This is a genomic window from Thermococcus atlanticus, assembly GCF_054657855.1.
In genome coordinates this window covers 1,854,864-1,872,439 of record NZ_BAAHXX010000001.1, presented here as the reverse complement: position 1 = coordinate 1,872,439, position 17,576 = coordinate 1,854,864, and the positions used below count along the sequence as shown (strand labels likewise).

16 protein-coding genes are annotated in these 17,576 nt (G+C 52.5%); 12 read left to right on the top strand and 4 right to left on the bottom strand.

The window, feature by feature from the left end:
- Positions 1–2,859, top strand: a complete 2,859-nt coding sequence (locus ACYQ27_RS10115) for an NAD(P)-binding protein (protein ID WP_460041573.1) — start codon at positions 1–3, stop codon at positions 2,857–2,859.
- 26 nt (positions 2,860–2,885) lie between these two features.
- Here the strand turns inward: ACYQ27_RS10115 and ACYQ27_RS10110 are convergent, their stop codons facing one another.
- Both ACYQ27_RS10110 and ACYQ27_RS10105 read right to left on the bottom strand, forming a co-directional pair.
- The gene (locus ACYQ27_RS10110; protein WP_460041572.1) at positions 2,886–4,064 is read right to left on the bottom strand and encodes an aminotransferase class V-fold PLP-dependent enzyme; all 1,179 of its coding nucleotides are present in this window, start codon (positions 4,062–4,064) and stop codon (positions 2,886–2,888) included.
- Between the two features lie 67 nt (positions 4,065–4,131).
- A complete protein-coding gene (locus tag ACYQ27_RS10105; RefSeq protein WP_456396008.1) occupies positions 4,132–5,040 on the bottom strand; it encodes an asparagine synthetase A in 909 nt (302 codons plus the stop codon).
- Between the two features lie 198 nt (positions 5,041–5,238).
- Here ACYQ27_RS10105 and ACYQ27_RS10100 point away from each other — a divergent pair, with 198 nt between their 5' ends.
- Complete coding sequence (locus ACYQ27_RS10100) at positions 5,239–5,832, top strand: P-loop NTPase family protein (protein WP_460041571.1); 594 nt, start codon at positions 5,239–5,241, stop codon at positions 5,830–5,832.
- Between the two features lie 38 nt (positions 5,833–5,870).
- Here ACYQ27_RS10100 and ACYQ27_RS10095 read toward each other — a convergent pair whose 3' ends face one another.
- Positions 5,871–7,010 (bottom strand): pyridoxal-phosphate-dependent aminotransferase family protein, encoded by a 1,140-nt coding sequence (locus ACYQ27_RS10095; RefSeq protein WP_456452636.1) that lies wholly within the window; start codon positions 7,008–7,010, stop codon positions 5,871–5,873.
- Between the two features lie 132 nt (positions 7,011–7,142).
- Here ACYQ27_RS10095 and ACYQ27_RS10090 point away from each other — a divergent pair, with 132 nt between their 5' ends.
- The 6 genes from ACYQ27_RS10090 to ACYQ27_RS10065 all read left to right on the top strand — a co-directional run bounded on the left by ACYQ27_RS10090 (position 7,143) and on the right by ACYQ27_RS10065 (position 12,755).
- Complete coding sequence (locus tag ACYQ27_RS10090; RefSeq protein WP_460041570.1) at positions 7,143–8,306, top strand: MFS transporter; 1,164 nt, start codon at positions 7,143–7,145, stop codon at positions 8,304–8,306.
- A gap of 202 nt (positions 8,307–8,508) precedes the next feature.
- A complete protein-coding gene (locus tag ACYQ27_RS10085) occupies positions 8,509–9,051 on the top strand; it encodes a 50S ribosomal protein L16 (protein ID WP_460041569.1) in 543 nt (180 codons plus the stop codon).
- A gap of 82 nt (positions 9,052–9,133) precedes the next feature.
- A complete protein-coding gene (locus tag ACYQ27_RS10080) occupies positions 9,134–10,273 on the top strand; it encodes an RNA ligase (protein ID WP_460041863.1) in 1,140 nt (379 codons plus the stop codon).
- A 45-nt stretch (positions 10,274–10,318) separates the two neighbouring features.
- Positions 10,319–11,695, top strand: coding sequence for an ATP-binding protein (locus tag ACYQ27_RS10075; RefSeq protein WP_460041862.1), 1,377 nt, complete (start codon positions 10,319–10,321; stop codon positions 11,693–11,695).
- A 3-nt stretch (positions 11,696–11,698) separates the two neighbouring features.
- Complete coding sequence (locus tag ACYQ27_RS10070) at positions 11,699–11,968, top strand: hypothetical protein (RefSeq protein WP_460041568.1); 270 nt, start codon at positions 11,699–11,701, stop codon at positions 11,966–11,968.
- 118 nt (positions 11,969–12,086) lie between these two features.
- Complete coding sequence (locus ACYQ27_RS10065) at positions 12,087–12,755, top strand: hypothetical protein (protein ID WP_460041567.1); 669 nt, start codon at positions 12,087–12,089, stop codon at positions 12,753–12,755.
- Between the two features lie 35 nt (positions 12,756–12,790).
- Here ACYQ27_RS10065 and ACYQ27_RS10060 read toward each other — a convergent pair whose 3' ends face one another.
- Positions 12,791–13,873 (bottom strand): AAA family ATPase, encoded by a 1,083-nt coding sequence (locus ACYQ27_RS10060; protein WP_460041566.1) that lies wholly within the window; start codon positions 13,871–13,873, stop codon positions 12,791–12,793.
- Positions 13,874–14,709: 836 nt separating this feature from the next.
- On the opposite strand from ACYQ27_RS10060, the gene ACYQ27_RS10055 reads away from it, so the two are divergent.
- From ACYQ27_RS10055 to ACYQ27_RS10040, 4 genes are read left to right on the top strand one after another with little or no spacing between them, the layout of a single operon-like run.
- Positions 14,710–15,486: a putative RNA uridine N3 methyltransferase gene (locus ACYQ27_RS10055; RefSeq protein ID WP_456395480.1), complete on the top strand. Its 777-nt coding sequence runs from the start codon at positions 14,710–14,712 to the stop codon at positions 15,484–15,486.
- Position 15,487: 1 nt separating this feature from the next.
- The gene (locus ACYQ27_RS10050) at positions 15,488–16,531 is read left to right on the top strand and encodes a 50S ribosomal protein L3 (RefSeq protein ID WP_456453394.1); all 1,044 of its coding nucleotides are present in this window, start codon (positions 15,488–15,490) and stop codon (positions 16,529–16,531) included.
- A 10-nt stretch (positions 16,532–16,541) separates the two neighbouring features.
- Complete coding sequence (gene rpl4p, locus ACYQ27_RS10045) at positions 16,542–17,309, top strand: 50S ribosomal protein L4 (RefSeq protein ID WP_456395476.1); 768 nt, start codon at positions 16,542–16,544, stop codon at positions 17,307–17,309.
- A 5-nt stretch (positions 17,310–17,314) separates the two neighbouring features.
- Positions 17,315–17,575 carry a 50S ribosomal protein L23 gene (locus tag ACYQ27_RS10040; RefSeq protein ID WP_456395496.1) on the top strand — a complete coding sequence of 87 codons (261 nt, stop codon included), beginning with the start codon at positions 17,315–17,317 and terminating at the stop codon, positions 17,573–17,575.
- Position 17,576: the final 1 nt, after the last annotated feature.

Below are 17,576 nucleotides of genomic sequence, written 5' to 3'. Positions count from 1 at the left end.
ATGGTTAAGATCATAGTCAACGGGAAAGAGATTGATGCCCCGGAAGGAAAGCCTCTCATAGACTTCCTCCGTGAAATCGGGGAGCACGTTCCCGGCTTCTGCTACACGAGCGAGCTCGACCCCTACGGCTCCTGCAGGCTCTGTCTCGTCTCCACCAGGAGGGGGGTCACCACCTCGTGCACCCTCAGGCCGATGGAGGGGCTTGAGTTAGAAACGCTGAGCGACGAAGTTGTTTCGATGAGGAAAACGGCGCTTGAGCTAATCCTCTCTGACCACTACGGCGACTGTATCGGCCCCTGTCAGGACGGCTGTCCGGCCCACAGCGACGTTCAGGGCTACCTCGCACTCATAGCGATGGGCAAGTACCACGAGGCGGTCAAGCTGATGAAGGAGAAGTACATCCTGCCGGCTGTGCTCGGAAGGGTCTGCCCGGCCTTCTGTGAAGAGAGATGTCGGAGAAACCTCGTGGAGGAGCCCCTCGCGATAAGGCAGCTCAAGAGATACGCAGCAGATTACGACCTTGAGCACGGCCCGTGGATGCCGGAGATTCCGCCTTCTACTGGGAAGAGGATTGCCGTCGTGGGTGGCGGCCCCGCTGGATTGGCGTGCGCATACTACCTCAGGACGATGGGTCACGAGGTCACGATAATCGAGGCGATGCCTCACTTAGGAGGAATGATGCGCTACGGAATCCCGCCCTACAGGCTGCCGAGGGACGTTCTGGACAAGGACATAGCGACGGTCATAAACACGGGAATAGAGGTGAAGACCAACACCGCCCTCGGAAGGGACGTGACCCTTGAGGAGCTCAGGGAGAAGTACGATGCCGTCTTCCTCGGCGTTGGGGCCTGGAGAAGCAGAAAGATGGGGATTCCTGGTGAGGAGCTTGAGGGAGTGATGCACGGCATAGAGTTCCTCAGGAAGGTCAACACCGGCGAAAAGGTCGAGCTCGGGGAGCGTGTCATAGTCGTTGGCGGCGGAAACACCGCGATGGACGTTGCAAGGACTGCTTTAAGGCTTGGAGCCAAGGTTACCGTCGTTTACCGTCGCTCGAAGGCAGAGATGCCCGCCAACGAGAGGGAAGTTGAAGAGGCAATCGAGGAAGGCGTCGAGTTCCTCTTCCTCACGAACCCGGTGAAGATTCTTGGAAAAGATAAGGTCGAGGAGGTAGAGCTCATCAGGATGCGCCTCGGCGAGCCAGATTCAAGCGGAAGGCGGAGGCCGATACCGATAGAGGGTTCGGAGTTTAGGGTTAAAGCCGACAACGTTATCCTCGCGATAGGCCAGTACTGCGACGAGGAGTTCTTAAAGGCCCTCGGTATCGAGGCGAGGCGCGGAAAGGCGGTCGTTGATGAGGTGACGCTCCAGACGAGCGTTCCAGGCGTATTCGCTGGCGGCGACCTCGTCCTCGGGCCATCAACGGTCATCGAGAGCATAGCCACCGGAAGAAGGGCCGCGATAATGATAGACCTGTACCTTAAGGGCAAGCTGGAGAAGGCTAAAGCCGTTCTCACCGAGCCCGAAAAGCACATCGAGGAAGTTCTAAGCGATGATGACCTTTACAGGGTTCTCTTCGACCTCAGGCCCTACAACCACTGGAAGAAAGTCACCGAGAAGGACTACGAGGGCGTTGAAAGAAAGCCGAGGGCGAAGGTGGAGCTCCTCGACCCGGAAAAGAGGAAGAGAACCTTTGAGGAGGTCGAGCCGGCCCTAACCGAGGAGCAGGTTCTTGAAGAAGCGAGGCGCTGTATGAGCTGCGGCTGTATGGAGGTCTTCCGGTGCAAGCTGAGGGAGTACGCAACGCTCTACAACGCTCAACAGCACGCCTTTGAGGGAGAGCAAAACAGGTTCGAGCTCGACGAGAGCCACCCGTTCGTTACCCTCGACAACAACAAGTGCGTCCTCTGCGGCCAGTGCGTCAACTTCACCCACGAGATAGCCGGAGAGGGCGTCCTCGACTACCTGTTCCGCGGGTTTAAGACGAGAATCTCACCGCCGCTCGGGGAGAGCCTCGGAGACATGCATGGTCAGTTTATAGGCGAGATGATAGACCTCTGTCCCGTTGGGGCGATAACCGAGAAGCTTCCGTTCGTCAAGCCCGGGCCCTGGAAGACAACTCCAGTTAAGACCGTCTGCAACGGCTGTTCCTTCGCCTGCGAGATGAACGTTGAAGTTTACGACGGCATGCTCGTGAGGGCTTCAAGGGTAGAAAACTCTTGGAACGGCCACCTCTGTGACGTCTGTCGCTTTAACAGGCCCTGGGCCGAGGATTTAACCGGGCCGCTCCTCAACGGAAAGCCGGTGAGCTGGGAAGAAGCCAAGAAGTTCCTCACCGAGAGGAGCTACGCCCTGATTTTGACGCCGGAGCTTACCAACGAAGAAATCGCCCGGCTCAGGGCCTTCGCTGAGGAGAAGGGCATTCCATTAGGCTCGACAGTTGGTGGAAGCATCTCCACGGCCACACTAGAGGATGTCAGAAACGCCAGGAGGGTTCTCCTGAAGGCAGACCCGGAGAAGTTCCCGCTCCTCAAGGTACTCCTGAAGGGGGAGGAGCTCGTCGAGGAGGACTACGACGCGGCCATTCTGGAGGGCCCGGCAGAGCCGCTGGAGGTGCCGACACTGATTCTCCACGAAGGCGTCAATGCCGCTGGTCTTATCAAGGCAGGAATAACTGGAATCCCGGAGAGCGAGGCCTATGTCGTCGTTGGCCGGCCGGCGAAAGAACTGCCCGGGGACGTCCTCGTGATTCCGGCTGGGGTGTGGGCAGAGAAGAGTGGAACAGTCACCAACGCCTTCGGGATGGAGCTGAAAATGGAGAAGGTGAGGGAAGGCTACTCGCCGGTGGAGCTTTTCTCGTGATTTTCTTTTCTCTTTGATGTCTTGGTTTATTCTCTCATCGCCTCGAACAGCGCCTCAAGGAACATCTCGACGTCATCCAGCGTGTTGTAGAGATGCGGCGAGGCCCTGATCCCGTAGTGGCCAAGAACGCCGCGGTGGCTGACTGAAATCCCCTTTTCGACGAATGCATGGTAAATCCTCTCTTCTTCCTCATAACTCAGGCGGGTTTTTATCGTGACTATCGGTGAGTCCTCCGAGAAGATCTCAAGGCCAGCGCTTAAAACCTCGTCCCTTATCCTGCCGGCCAGCTTGAGGTTGTGGCGCTCTATCTCCCTGATGCCCATCCCGTTTATCAACTTCAACGAGGCTTTAAACGCCGCGGCTATGAGATATGGTGGCCCGCCGCCGAAGTCGAGCTTCTTGACGCCTTCAGCAGGCTTCAGCTCGCCCCAGGGGTTCTTCTCAGGCAGACCCCACCAGGGCCCCCATTCGCCGGTCGGCGGTTCGTTGTTGAGCAGTCCAGTTATAGGCCTGGCCTCCTCAATGAGCTCATCAGAGACATATATCAATCCTGCACCGGTGTCGGGGCTGAGGAGCCACTTTTCACCGCCCGCCGAGAGCGCATCAATGCCCTCCTTTTCGGGGAACAGTCTCATGGCTCCAAGGTGCTGGACGGCGTCAACTATCAGCCATGCCCCGTGTTCGTGGGCAATCCTCGAAAGTTCTCGCAGGTTGAGCCTTTCTCCGGTTACCCAGTTGACCGAACTCAAAACCACCGCGAAGGTGTCGTCGTCTATGGCCTTCTCGATGTCCTCCAGGCTGTGAACCCCGTCCCTGTTCTCCACAACGCGCAGCTTGAGGTTAAAACGCCCCGCGTAGCTCTTGAGGAGTGCTGGAAGGGTCGAAAACTCTGTATCAAGAGAGACGATGTTCTGCCCCTTCTTGGGTTCGAGTGCCAGCAGGATTCTCCTCAGGCCTTCCGTGGTCTGTATGGACAGACCTACGTTTTCTACCCCGGTTCTCATTAACCTGGCCGCCTCTTTCAGCAGGGGCTTCAGAACGACCTCATCCATGTAGTCAACTGAGTTGACTTCCCCGTTGAACTCCATGACATCTTCCAGTAGCTTTGATGCCTCCAGAAGTGCGGTTGAAGGCATCAGGCCGAGGCTTGCGGTGTTCAGGTATGCTTTAAACCTTCCCAGTGCTGGAAACATGCTTTTCCTCATATAAATCCCCAAAGAAGTAGAGAGGGATGGTTTAAATGGGTTTTGAGACTGGAAATGTGAAAATGCCTCAGATGACCGCCGGAACGCCCGGAATCCTCGGGAAGGGCTGCACCTCGGCTATGTGCTTTGCCCCGACCATGTAGCGCACCAAACGCTCAACCCCTATGCCGGCCCCTGCTGTGGGTTTCAGGAGTCCTGCTTTTGCAACTTCGAGGTACGGCTTAAAAGCCTCAAGGCTGAGCCCGCTCTCCCTCAGCTTTCTGATAATCACATCATACTGCCACTCCCTCTCGCCGCCGCTTGAGACTTCTCCGTAGCCCTCCGGGAGGATCAGGTCGTAGTTCCTGAAGTGGCCGGGCCTCTCAGGGTCTTCCCTGTCATAGAACTCTCTTGAGATGTCGGTTATCCAGAAGGGCTCTTCCATGATCCTGCTGGCTTCGTCTTCGTCCCCGAACTCGGCTTTGATCTCCTCAAGCGTGAAGCGCCTGAAGGGCGGCTTGACCTTCGGCACCTCCCTGCCGAGGAGTTCCCCAACCGGGTTCCTCATCTCCTCGAACAGCCCGCTGATGAGTTCTTCAATAAGTCCCATAACATCGTCCATACTGGCATAGGCTATCTCGAAGTCGAGCTGGGTGAACTCGTATGCATGCCTGCCGTCATCCCTGTCCCTTTCCTCAAGCCTTATGTTCGGCGAGAGTACGAATATCCTGTCGAGCCCCATGGAAACGGCGAACTGCTTGTGGAGTATCATGCTGTGCATCAGCTTCAGCTTTGAGCCGTATGCTTCGATCTCCGGCGCCCTCATCTTGCTCGCTGCCGGATCAGGCCAGAGAGGGTCGGTTATTGAGCTGAGCATCACCGGCAGAAGCCATTTAAACCCCCTGTCCACGAAAAAGCCGGTCATGTAATCTATCACCTTTGTCTGCACGGCCATTGCCTTTCCTATATCCCTGCTAATAAGCTGAACCGCATTCATAACTATCACCTGTTATCGGAAAGGCCTCATGCTTTATGTCATTTATGCAGAAAATATTGGAAATAGGACGAATTTTTACATTAAAATACAGATAAATTGGTATAAATATCAAAAATTTGATTTTAAGTTGGCGCATGTTCGCCCCCTGTATCCGATATGATTATAACATCCAACTCCAAGTTTCTATGGTGATGAGCAGTGGGAGGCTATATCTTCACACCGGAGGATTTGCTGAGGTATGGGACCGTAACCCGGGAACAGCTTGAAATCCTTAAGAGGGCTCTCCTTGAGAGAAAGGACATTCTGATTGCTGGAACAAGCAGGGCAGGTAAAACCAAATTCGTGGAGGCTTTGATTCATCTCGTTCCCGCTGACAGAAAAATCGCTGTTGTTACAGCGTATAACGAATTCAAGCAGTTCAGGGAGAACACGGTGGTTATAAACACCGAATTCGGACAGGACAGCCTCAAAAACAGAACTGAACGCGTCATGGAAAAAATCAGAAGGCTAAATCCGGACTACGTTGTCATTGACACTATTCACACTGTCCATGTGCCGACGATTCTAGGCCGGCTCCTCGACGATTACACATTCATCGTCACCTCACTGGCAATGTCGAAGGATATCATTGATGAGGTCAGGCACTGGCTGAGGGCTGACGACGATGTTATAGCCAGGTTCGATGTTGTGGTTGAGCTCAAAAGGGACTTCAGGACGAACACGAGGAGGGTCAACAGGATATACGCTGTTAAAGCGGAGGATGGAAAAATAAAGCTGGAGGACATAGCCTGAGGCAGTTGAAAATTTCAAATAAAGAAGGGAATCATCCTTTAAGCTTTAAGCTTTTCAATGACCTCGCGGAGGTTTTCGAGCATCTCCTCAATGTCCTCGAAGGTCATGTAGCCCATGTTTCCGATTCTGAAGGTCTTCTCCTTTATTCCCTCACCGTAGCCCTTTGCGAGCTCGAAGCCCCTCTCACGCATTGCCTTGTATACCTCAACTCCTTTCACACCTTCGGGGGTCAATACTGCTGTGATCGTCGGGCTTTCATGGCCGGGCTCCGCCAGTATATCCAGGCCCATTTCCCTAACCCCGCTCCTTATCATCTCGCTCCTCTTCCTGTACATGTCTAGCCACTTGTATTTGCCGCCCATCTTTTCGATGATTCTGAGAACGACGTTTAGTCCAAACTCCTGCGGCATTGCCGGGGTTGAAGGCGGCCCCTGCTTCTCGTTCTGCACCTTTATATACCTCGAAACGTCGAAATACCAGCCCTTCTCCTCCATCCCACGCGCTATCTCGATGAACTCCTCGCTGAAGGCACCGACCGCCAGCCCCGGTGGAACACCAAAGGCTTTTTGAGAGCTTCCAAAGACGACATCAATTCCCCATTTGGTGACCTTTATGTCGGCACCGCCCATTGCACTCACGGCATCAACGAAAACGAGCTTGCCGTGCTCCTTCGCAACTTTGGCGAGCTCGGGCAGCGGATTGAGAACACCTGTGGATGTTTCGTTGTATGTTATGGTTACTGCTTCAACATTGGGATTCTTCTTTAAAGCTTCGTCGAGATCCTCTGGCTTTGCGGCCCTTCCGGGATCGTATTCGAGGGTCACAGCTTTCCTCCCGTTGGTCTCAACCACCTGTTTGTACCTCTTTCCAAAGGCGCCAATTACGGTTACGAGAACCTTTCCACCCTTGGAGACGCCGTTCCTTATGCTGGCTTCCATAACTCCGGTGCCGGAGCTCGGGAAGAGCAGAACCTCTCCCTTCTCAACTTCGAGGAATTTTTTGAGCCTCTCAACCGTATCAACGTGCATCTCCTTGTATTCGGCCGCACGGTGGCTGAACATCTGCACCTTCATTATCTCAAGAACCTCCGGAAAACATGCAACCGGGCCTGCTGTAAAAAGCCTGTATTTTGGTTTTACAATCTCATAAACTTCCCTGTAAGCGTCCTCGAACTGCATCTGCATGCCAACCACCTCGGTCAACAGTGGTAGGGGCATGTATAAAAAGGTATTCTTGGATGTGTTTCCATGTCCATCATCACGCAGAGAGATAAGTTTTAATACCCTCCCCAATACATCAGATGGAGAACCATGAAAAGGGAGCATCTCGGAATAGCCCTTCTCATCGCATCGGCATTTACCGGGACGCTGGCATTCAGGTTAGCCCTGCCTGCCGTTGCATTCTACACACGTGACGTTTTGAGAGCTTCGATGGCATACCTCTCCGTGATCTCGGCATCATTCATCCTGGCCCGTTCATTCTCCGCACTCTTCAGCGGTCTGCTGCTTGAAAGGAGGAAAAGCCTGGTTTATCTTGGAGTCCTGACGATGGCGGGAAATGCGGTTGCTGTAAACCTGTATCCCTTCACAACCTCCTGGATTCATGTCATGGGAATCAAGCTCCTGAATGGCTTTTTAAACGGTATTTCGTGGCCGATTGCCCAGTTTGTAATTGCCGTTTCCTCCCCGAAAGAAATCCGGAGCAGGGTGACTGCGCTCTACTTTATCTTCGGAAACTTTGCTGGGTTTCTCGGTAACTATACATATTCCCTGACCCGGAGCATAGGACTGAGCGGACAGATGTATCTTTCCTCTGCGTTTTTCTTTCTGACGGCACTACTTATGCTGCTCTCTTACAGGATCCTCTATGAAAGGATAGTTCCCAAAAAAGAAAGGGATACGAATCGGGGCAAAAGCCGGATAAACGTGGGGAGAATCCTCATGCTCTCCGCCTTAATCTCCCTCCTCTCGGCCTTCACGTCCGGTGAGATAACCTATGTCTATGTCGCCGAGACGCTGGGCATGGATAAGGGTACGGCGGCGTTTATGATAGGTCTCATAGGATTTGTTGCAACGCTCCTCGCGTATATCCCCTCAAGATTTGCCGATCTGGGCAGCGGGAGGAGGGTTGTGGTGGCAATCTCGGTGGTGGCAGGACTGTCGCCACTCCTTGCGGCGGTTAAAAATCCCGTGACGGTTTTTCTGGGCATACTGATGGCGATTTTTGCCGCCCAGACGTTCAGACCCATTTCAAGGAGCATGCTGGCTTCGGCAAGAAGGGCCTCGGCGGCCATCGGGGGAATAAATGCTGTCAGGAATATCTCAACAACTGCAGGACAGCTGGCTTTTGGCCTTGCCTATTCCCTGGGTGAAGTTGTGGTGGGCGGCATCGTTTTGAAGGCGGCGCTTTTGATATTCGCCCCTGCTTCGATTCTGCTGCTGGGGGCTGCGGTGAAAATCAGGAAGCTTTCCTGAGCTTGCATGTTTTCCTCAATGCACCATATGGCTCGGGGGGTGTGCATGCTGTTGGGTAACTGTGACGTGCCTGATAATAAACCTGTTCTTTCAAATTTGGGCACTATCAAACCTGCTAACATTATCAAGATGTGCTCCAAAACTTTTATAAGCTGAGTGGATTGGTTAAGTTTAGGTTGCGTTCATCATTGGAGGTGAGATTATGGGATTGAGACCTGCTAAGATTGACAGGAAGGTTAAGAAGCCCGCTTACACGAGGAGGGAGTATATAAGAGGTGCTCCGGGTCCAAAGATCACGATCTTCGACATGGGGAACCTCTCAGCTGAATTTGAATATGAAGTGAGCCTCCACACCGCGGATCCGGTTCAGATAAGGCAGAACGCCCTTGAGGCTGTCAGAATCCAGGTCAACAGGTACCTTCAGAAGAACGTTGGAAGAAGCAACTATCACTACAAGATCAGGATTTACCCGTTCCAGGTGCTTAGAGAGAACCCTATGGCAACAGGAAGGAAAGCCGACCGTTATGGAAACGGCATGAGGAGACCATTCGGTAAGCCGATAGGCCTTGCCGCACGGCTCAAGAGAGACCAGAAAATCCTCACCGTCTGGGTCACCAGAGGGCATCTCAAGTTCGCGATTGAGGCCATGAGAAGGGCCGGAATGAAGTTCCCCTGCAAGACGTACTTCAGGATTTACGATAAGGAAGGCAGAGATATTACGAGCAGGGTTCTCTCAACGCTGTGAGCATCTCTTCTTTCATCTTCTTGCTGTACCCTATATTCATAACTATTATTAACGATGCAGTCCAATTTAAACCGGTGGGATGATGGTAAGCTCGGGCTTTAGGGCAACCCTTCTCAAACTCGGCGTTCCCGAGGACAGGCTGGCGGTTCTTGAGGGCAAGGGTGGAGTTGTGGAGGGGGAATTCGAAGGAATCAGGTACGTTCGATTTCGAGATTCCGCCAAGGGCTTCCGGCGCGGGACGGTCGTCTTTGAGAACGGCGACGTTGTTCTGGGCTTCCCTCACATAAAGCGCGTCGTCCAGCTGGATATGGGGATAAAGAGGGTCTTTAAGAACAGACCCTTCTACGTCGAGGAGAAGGTGGACGGCTACAACGTCCGCGTCGTGAAAGTGAAGGACAGAGTTCTCGCTCTAACGAGGGGCGGCTTTATCTGTCCCTTCACGACGGAGAGGATACTGGACTTCGTAAACGAGGAGTTCTTCAAAGATTACCCCAACCTTGTCCTGGTGGGGGAGATGGCCGGGCCGGAGAGTCCGTACATCGTTGAAGGGCCGCCCTACGTGAAGGAGGACATAGAGTTCTTCCTTTTCGATATCCAGGAGAAGGGGAGCGGGAGGAGCCTGCCGGTTGAGGAGAGACTCAGACTGGCTGAAGAGTACGGGGTTCGCCATGTTGAGACCTTTGGTCTCTACGACCGCTCGAAAATCAAGGAGCTGCATGAGCTCATCGAAAGACTCAGCAGGGAGAGAAGGGAAGGCATCGTCATGAAAACGCCAGATATGAAGAGAATAGCCAAGTACGTGACCCCCTATGCAAACATCAACGACATCAGGATAGGCTCGCACATATTCTTTGACCTGCCCCACGGCTACTTCATGGGGAGGATTAAGCGCCTCGCCTTTTATCTGGGCGAAAAGCACATTAAAGGAGAGGAGTTCGACGAATATGCCAAGGCCATTGGAAAGGCCCTTCTGAGACCGTTCGTCGAGAGCATTCACGAGGTTGCCGGCGGCGGCGAGGTCGAGGAGGTCTTCACGGTCAGGGTGAAGAGCATAAGCACGGCCCACAGGATGGTGACCCACTTCGAGAGGCTCGGCGTGAAGATCCACATCGAGGACATAGAGGAGATGAAGCCCTACTGGAGGATAACCTTCAAGCGGGTATATCCCGATGCAACGCGCGAGATGAGGGAGCTGTGGAACGGAAGGGCGTTTGTGGATTGAAGCCGAAAGGCTTAAATTATTATCCTGCCAAAGATTATCTTGGTGATGATAATGTTTGTCAACCGAAAAGATGAGCTGGCTCTCCTTGAGTCTTTCTACTCTTCTGGCAAAAAGGAGATCCTGATTCTCTACGGGCGCAGGCGAGTTGGAAAGACCGAACTCCTAAAGAGGTTTATTCGGGGGAAGAATGCCCTCTATTTTTTAGCCGACAGGGACGGACTGGAGTCAAATGCTAAAAGATTTTACTTTGAAGCGGTGGAGGTTCTTGGACTTCCTAAGCTGGAGGTGAGGGACTTTAGAGAGGCTTTCGAGTTGATAAAGCTCAGGGCACCCGAGAGGTTTGTCGTTGTCATAGATGAGTTCTCCTACCTTCTCCTCACGGACAAGAACACTCCTGCGGTTTTCCAGCACGTGATAGATGAAATCCTTGACGACCGATTTTTCCTAATTTTGAGCGGCTCGATAATCGGCCTTATGGAAGGGTTGATGAACTATACCAACCCCCTCTATGGCAGAAGAACGGCACAGCTCAAGCTTAAACCTCTGAACTTCTTCCATGTTCGAGAATACTTCAAAAACGCGCCCATCGAAACCGTCGTGAGGATATACTCGGTCACCGGCGGCGTGCCCATGTACTTCAGGCTCTTTGAGGGGAAGAACTTCGAGGAGGAACTCCTCAGGGTGGCATTCTCGCCTACGTCCATACTCTACGAGGAGCCAGAGTTCATTTTGAGGGAGGAACTCGGTGACGTGCACAGGTATTACCTAATTCTTGAGGCGATGGCCCTTGGAAAGCACAGGGTGAGCGAGATTGCGAACTTCGCAGGAATCGAGGCGAAGGACATGCCGAAGTACCTGAGGACTTTAATCTCTCTCGAACTCGTGAGGCGCGAAGTCCCGGTTACAGAGTCTGAGAGGAGCAAAAAGGCTCGCTACTATCTCAACGACAACTTCTTCGCATTCTGGTTCCGCTTCGTAAAGCCGAACCGGGGAAGGATAGAGATTGGGACGTTCGAGATGGACTGGAATGCCTTCAACGCCTACGTGGGCAGGGCATTTGAAGGGATCGCCAGGGAGTTCCTCATACAGCTCAACAAAGCCGGAAAGCTGCCGTTCATATTCACGAAAATCGGCCGCTGGTGGCACAAGAGGAAGGAGATTGACCTACTCGCGCTCAACGAGCAAGAGAAGAGGGCTTTCTTTGTTGAGATTAAGTGGAAAGACCTTAGCTTGAGGGAAGCGAAGGGAGTTTTGAGGAATCTGGAGGGAAAAGCTGAGTTAGTTGGCCTTGATGGGTGGGAGAAGTTCTACGGTTTAGTGGCGAAGTGCCTCGAAGGGAAGGAAGAGCTTAAGGCGGAAGGCTACCTCGCTTGGGACTTGGCGGACTTCGAAAGGCTTATCTCCTCCAAGGACGGAATTTGAGGGGTGGTGCCTTTGTCGCTTTTGCCTTTGGCTGGGATGTTCATCTTTGGGGGGAAGAAGAAAAAGGAGGAAAAGCCAAAGAAGAAAACATGGGATGAAGAACTGGAAGAGTTTGCAAAGAAGTATGGACTTCCAAAGGAGAACGTTAAATACATCGCAGCCACATATCTCAACCCGTCAATCGGTTTCCTGAAGATCCTCGCTCGAGCAAGTCCCGATGGATCATACAAGAGAGTTGCAAAGGCACTCTCAGCAGAAAAGCAGCCAAGATGATATATATTAAGGGGATCCGCGAACACCCGTACCACAAAAAAACAGGGACGAATATAACCCAAAAGCCGTTCATCTCCCACTGCTCCACGGCTTTCTAACACTGGCTCTTGTTCACCATATGGGAGAGAGTTCCCCTTCTATCGGGGATGCTATTGGTGATGCGTTATACGATTGGACAGATATAGGAAAAGGCTGGGAAGAACTCAAGAAAAACCCTGAAGAATTTGCAGAATATGTTTTGAGCTACCTGGAACAAACCGGGAGCGCGCCGATAAACAGGGATGCGACAAAGAAGGTAATTGTGCAGGCAGTCCAGAAATCTGCTAAGGTACTCGACAAGATGATTCCCTCCGTAGAGAGCCTAAAGCATCTGAAAGCAACATCACACGCTGTTTCCGGAGCTGTAGATGACCCCTTCGTCGTTCTCCGAAACGCAGGCATCGATATTGAGCCAGAACTTGAGGAGTTCAGGCAGTTCCTGGCGGAGATGGGCGGAGAGAAGGTGGAACCAGAGGGGCAAATAAACGTGGCGAGAGTTCCCAAACCCTCCGGAGAACTTGCCGGGGCAAAGCTCGAAGTCCTCTCCATTCTTCACGGCCTCGAATTTGCAGGCTTCTCCGAGGAGGCTAAGCAGAAGGCCATCGAGAGACTCTCCGCAAGGATAGGGGAAGTTTCCGCTGAGAAGCTAACGCCCGAGAACCTTCAGCAGCTCGGTCTCTATGCCTTCGCAATCGAGATGATAAAGAGCGGAAACTTCGAGAGGCTGGGAGAGATCGAGAAGCTCTAACTTGCGCCCCCACAAGTTACTTGCACCCCTGCAAGTTAAAGCTCCCTGAAGACCTTCGCCAACACGGGGTCGGGGATGTGGTAGCTTCCCTTCTTCTTTTCCACGTAGCCCGCTTTGACGAGGTTCTCAAGCAAAGCTGAAAAGTTCGAGTCGTTTACGGGGCCGAGCTTCAGGGAAAGGTAGTCTCTAATGTCCTTCCAGCGGGAATAGTTCAACGCTATCGCCTTCAGTATGAAGCGGTATCTTGGGCTGTAGTTGAAGAGCTTCGACAGCTCGTTTCCAGCTATGGCTTTAGCCTCCCTGAGGACTTCCTCAATGGCTTCATGATGTCCGAGTTTCCTCGTAACGCGGATGTACCCGTAGAGGGAGAGCCAGCCGGGGATACCGTCGAGCTCTTCAACGGCCCCTTCGATTTCCCTTTCCGTAACTTTAAACTTTGTCTCTTCGAAGCCCGTTCTCAGGAATTCTCTGCTCAGCTCTGGATTAAAACGCTCAAGGGCTATGTCGTGGTGGTATCTGCCGAAGAGCGGCGCTTCAGGGTCGTTAAACTTCAAGAAGTCGAAGAGAAGACCCACCTCTGAGCCGGTGAGAATGAATGTCAGGTTTTCGAGGTTGTCGATGGCGTAGGCTAAAATTCCATCGTACCTTGTGGCACCCCCAAAGCGCAGGTACTGAGCCTCGTCAAAGGCTATAACGACCCTTCCTGCCTTCTCCCCATATTCGTTGAGTGCCTCCAAGAGCTCGGTTATCGAGAAGTCCTTTGAGGTTATCTCCAGCCTGAGCCCGGAAACGCTTACCCCCTTGACCCTCTCAAGGAAAAGCTTTGCCTCCTCAATCAGCTTTTTCCTTCCGCTCATTCCTGAAAGGAGCATCTTCCCGATTACGTACCTGTTGACGGATGAGAGCTCGGAGTAGGTCTTTCTCACGTCGACTTTTATTGAGGAATAAGGGAGCTCGTTGAGCGCAACGTTGAGGAGTGAGCTCTTTCCAAGCCTCCTGAGGCCGAGAAGGAGGATTAGCCTTTCTCCTCTCCCCACTGCCTCCTTAAGCTCCCTGAGTTCCCTTTCCCTGTCAAAGAGTTCTTCCCTCTTCGTCTTTGGGTACGGTGAAAACAGCATTAGCTTGCACCCCCACAAGTTACTTGCACCCCTGCAAGTTAAAAGGCTTTCCCCGAAACTTTTCTGGCGAAAAGTTTCATCAAAGTTTGTGATTCTTTTTTAAAATACATCGGGGAACGTTTGCGCTCTCAGGGAGGCATTCCTAAATAGGAATTCACTTCCAAAGCGCCTGAAATGAAGGTTTAACTCCAAAAGCGCTCCGTTGGAGCGCAAGAAAAAGTAAAACCCACTCAAACATGGCCCAAAGTGAAGAATTCCAACGGCCAAAGTTACAACTCAAGAAGGCAAACTCTCATAGAAGGAACCGTTTTACGGGGGAATCACTAACCCTGATCAAACTCAACGGGACTGTCGTCCCGTGCGTTGAAGCTCCGCTTCAACGTCGCGAAGGCGAACAAGCTTTTAAAAAAGCTTGACCAAAAAGCCTTAACTGCCTAGAAGCGAGGAGTTAGAAGTTGGTAGCTCTTCTTGAGGTCATGCTCTGAATACAGGGGGTTTCAAGTCAGGTGCCAATGTTTCAAGTGAGAACCGGTTTTGGGTTCCTTTGATGAGGGTTTAACTTGAAAAAGACGCCCGCAGGGCATCAAAAAGGCAAACCTAACCCAAGAGTGAATTTTAGGCAAGTTCTTTATGTTGAACGCTCCAGTAATGATAAACCCCTTGAAAATCGGCACGTCCAAATGGGGCTACAAATTTTGATGAAACTTTGCGAGAGCAAAGTTTCTTTGCAAAAAAATTGTACACCTCCCAACCCAAAAAAGGGTGGAAGGGTTCGAAAGCCTTTTAAATAGTCCTCTTTAACTCCCACTCAGCTTTAGACGGAAGGATGACCCAAAATGGCATGGCATATCTTCATACCTGATTCACTCCTCGAAGAGACCGATGACCCGAAAATCAGGACATACAAGGTTGGACAGATAGCAAGAGCAGCGGCAATCTTTGGAGTCGAGGGCATCTGGATATACAAAGCCGGCGGCAGGGACGGAAGGTTCATCAAAACCATCCTTGAGTACGCGGAAACTCCCCAGTATCTCCGAAAGGAGCTCTTCCCGCTGATGCCGGAACTCAGGCATGCTGGTGTCATCCCACCCCTGAGAACCCCCCACCACAAGCTCAAGTCCAAGCCGAAGGTCGGTGAGCTCAGGGAGGGGTTTGCATTCAGAAGGGGCAGGAGATACTACGCTGATATAGGCCTTGATGAAACGGCAGAGGTCGAGGGAAAAATTGAAGGGCGCGCAACCTTCAGAATCGTCTCAGTAAAGCCCCTCAGGGTGATACCCGCAAAGCCGGTTGAATACTGGGGGTACAGGGTGCATCTCACAAGGAGGAGTCTGGCAAAAACACTTAAAAAGGCAGGGCTGGACTTAGCCATCGCGACCTCACGCAGGGGTGAGGATGTGCGGTATGCAGCTCTCCCTGAACTTGAAGGGAAGATAGGTTTCGTATTTGGGTCTCCGAGGAGAGGCGTGCTGGAGACCCTGAGAGATTACAATGAGGATTATCCCTTTGATTTAATCCTCAACACCATTCCAAATCAGAAAACAAAAACTGTAAGAACGGAGGAGGCTGTCTTAGCCACTCTGGCTGTGTTTAATTTCATAAGGAGGGATTGAAATGGGAAAAATACACAGACCAAGAAGAGGTTCACTGGCGTATTCCCCGAGGAAAAGGGCTAAGAGCGTAGTCCCGAGAATCAAGAGGTGGCCGCAGGACAGTGAGGTCAGGCTTCTCGGCTTTGCAGGATACAAGGCAGGGATGACCCACATCCTGATGGTGGATGACAGGCCGGGACTGACAAAGGGCAAAGAGATATTCATGCCGGTTACAGTAATCGAGGTTCCGCCGCTCTTCGTCTACGGCATCAGGGCATACAGGCAGGGATACCTCGGCCTTGAGACCGCCACGGAGGTCTGGGCACCAAACCTCAGCGAAGACCTGAAGAGGAGGATAAAGACCCTCCCGAAGAACTACGATGAGGATGCATTCAAAGAAAAGCTCGGCCAGCTTGAAGATCTCGTTAGGAGCGGTGAAATAGTCGAAGTCAGGGCTCTGGTCCACACCCAGCCGAGGCTCATCAAGCTCAAGAAGAAGCCGGAGGTCATGGAGTACGCTGTTGGAGGAAACAGCGTTGAGGAGAAGTTTGCCTATCTGAAGGAGAGAATCGGCAGGGAAATCAGAGCCAGCGAAGCCCTCAGGGAGGGGGAGCTGCTCGACATAATTGCGGTTACAAAGGGTAAGGGAACACAGGGCCCAGTCAAGCGCTGGGGTGTCAAGATACAGTTCCACAAGGCCCAGCGTGCCGGAAAGGCCAGACACATCGGTAACCTCGGCCCCTGGCACCCAACGAGGGTCATGTGGACGGTTCCCCTTGCTGGCCAGATGGGCTTCCACCACAGGACGGAGTTCAACAAGAGGCTCATAGCGATAGGCGAGAACGGCAGGCTGAAGCTCGACGATAAACATGAGGTGGAGATTACTCCAAAAGGAGGATTCCCGCACTACGGAATAATAAGGAGCGACTTCCTTCTCATCCAGGGGACTGTCCCGGGAGCTATAAAGAGGATAATCAGGGTCAGGCCTGCGATAAGGCCGCCAGCAAAGAAGCCACCTGTCGAAAGGGTTCAGATCACATACATTAGTAGGGAATCAAAGCAGTGAGGTGAGTTAGATGAAAGTTAAGGTTTTTTCACTCGAAGGCGAGCCCGTTGAGGAGATAGAGCTTCCAAAGGTCTTCAGCACCCCCTACAGACCGGATATCATTAAGAGAGCTGTCATTGCCTCATGGACACACAGAATTCAGCCCCAGGGAAGGGATCCGCTGGCCGGCAAGAGAAGGGTAACCGAGAACATCGGAAAGGGCCACGGCATGGCGAGGGTTGAGAGGATAAAGACATCTCCGAGGTTTGCCGCGTTCGTTCCCTTTGCAAGGGGTGGAAGGAGAACCCACCCGCCCAAGGTCGAGAAGGTTGTCTGGGAGGACATCAACAAGAAGGAGCGCAGGCTGGCAATAATGAGCGCCATCGCTGCCACAGCAAACTACGACCTCGTCAGGGCCAGAGGGCACGTCGTTGACAACGTTCCGCAGGTTCCGCTCGTGGTTGATGATGAGCTTGAGAAGGTCTTCAAGACAGCCCAGACAAGGGAGATTTTCAAGAAGCTCGGCGTCTGGGACGACATCGAGAGGGCAAAGAAGAACACCAAGATAAGGGCAGGTAAGGGCAAGATGCGCGGGAGGAGATACAAGAAGGCTAAAGGTCCGCTCATTGTCGTTGCGAAGAACGAAGGCATCGTCCAGGGTGCGAGGAACCATCCCGGAGTAGACGTTGTCACAGTGGACAACCTTGGAGTTGAGCTTCTCGCCCCGGGAACGCACCCCGGCAGGCTAACGATCTGGACAAAGGGCGCGATTGAAAAGCTTAGAGAGATTTACGGGTGATGGAAATGGATCCGTACAGGGTTATTGTCAGACCGGTCGTGACGGAAAAGGCTGTTTCACTCATTGAAACAGAGAACAAGCTCACATTCATAGTCGACAGGAGGGCCACAAAAAGCGACATAAAGAGGGCTGTTGAGGAGATATACAGCGTCAAGGTTGCAAAGGTCAACGTGGTGCTTACAATGAGGGGAGAGAAGAAGGCTTATGTAAAGCTTGCTCCTGAATATAATGCAAGTGAAATAGCCGCAAGGATAGGATTGTTCTGAG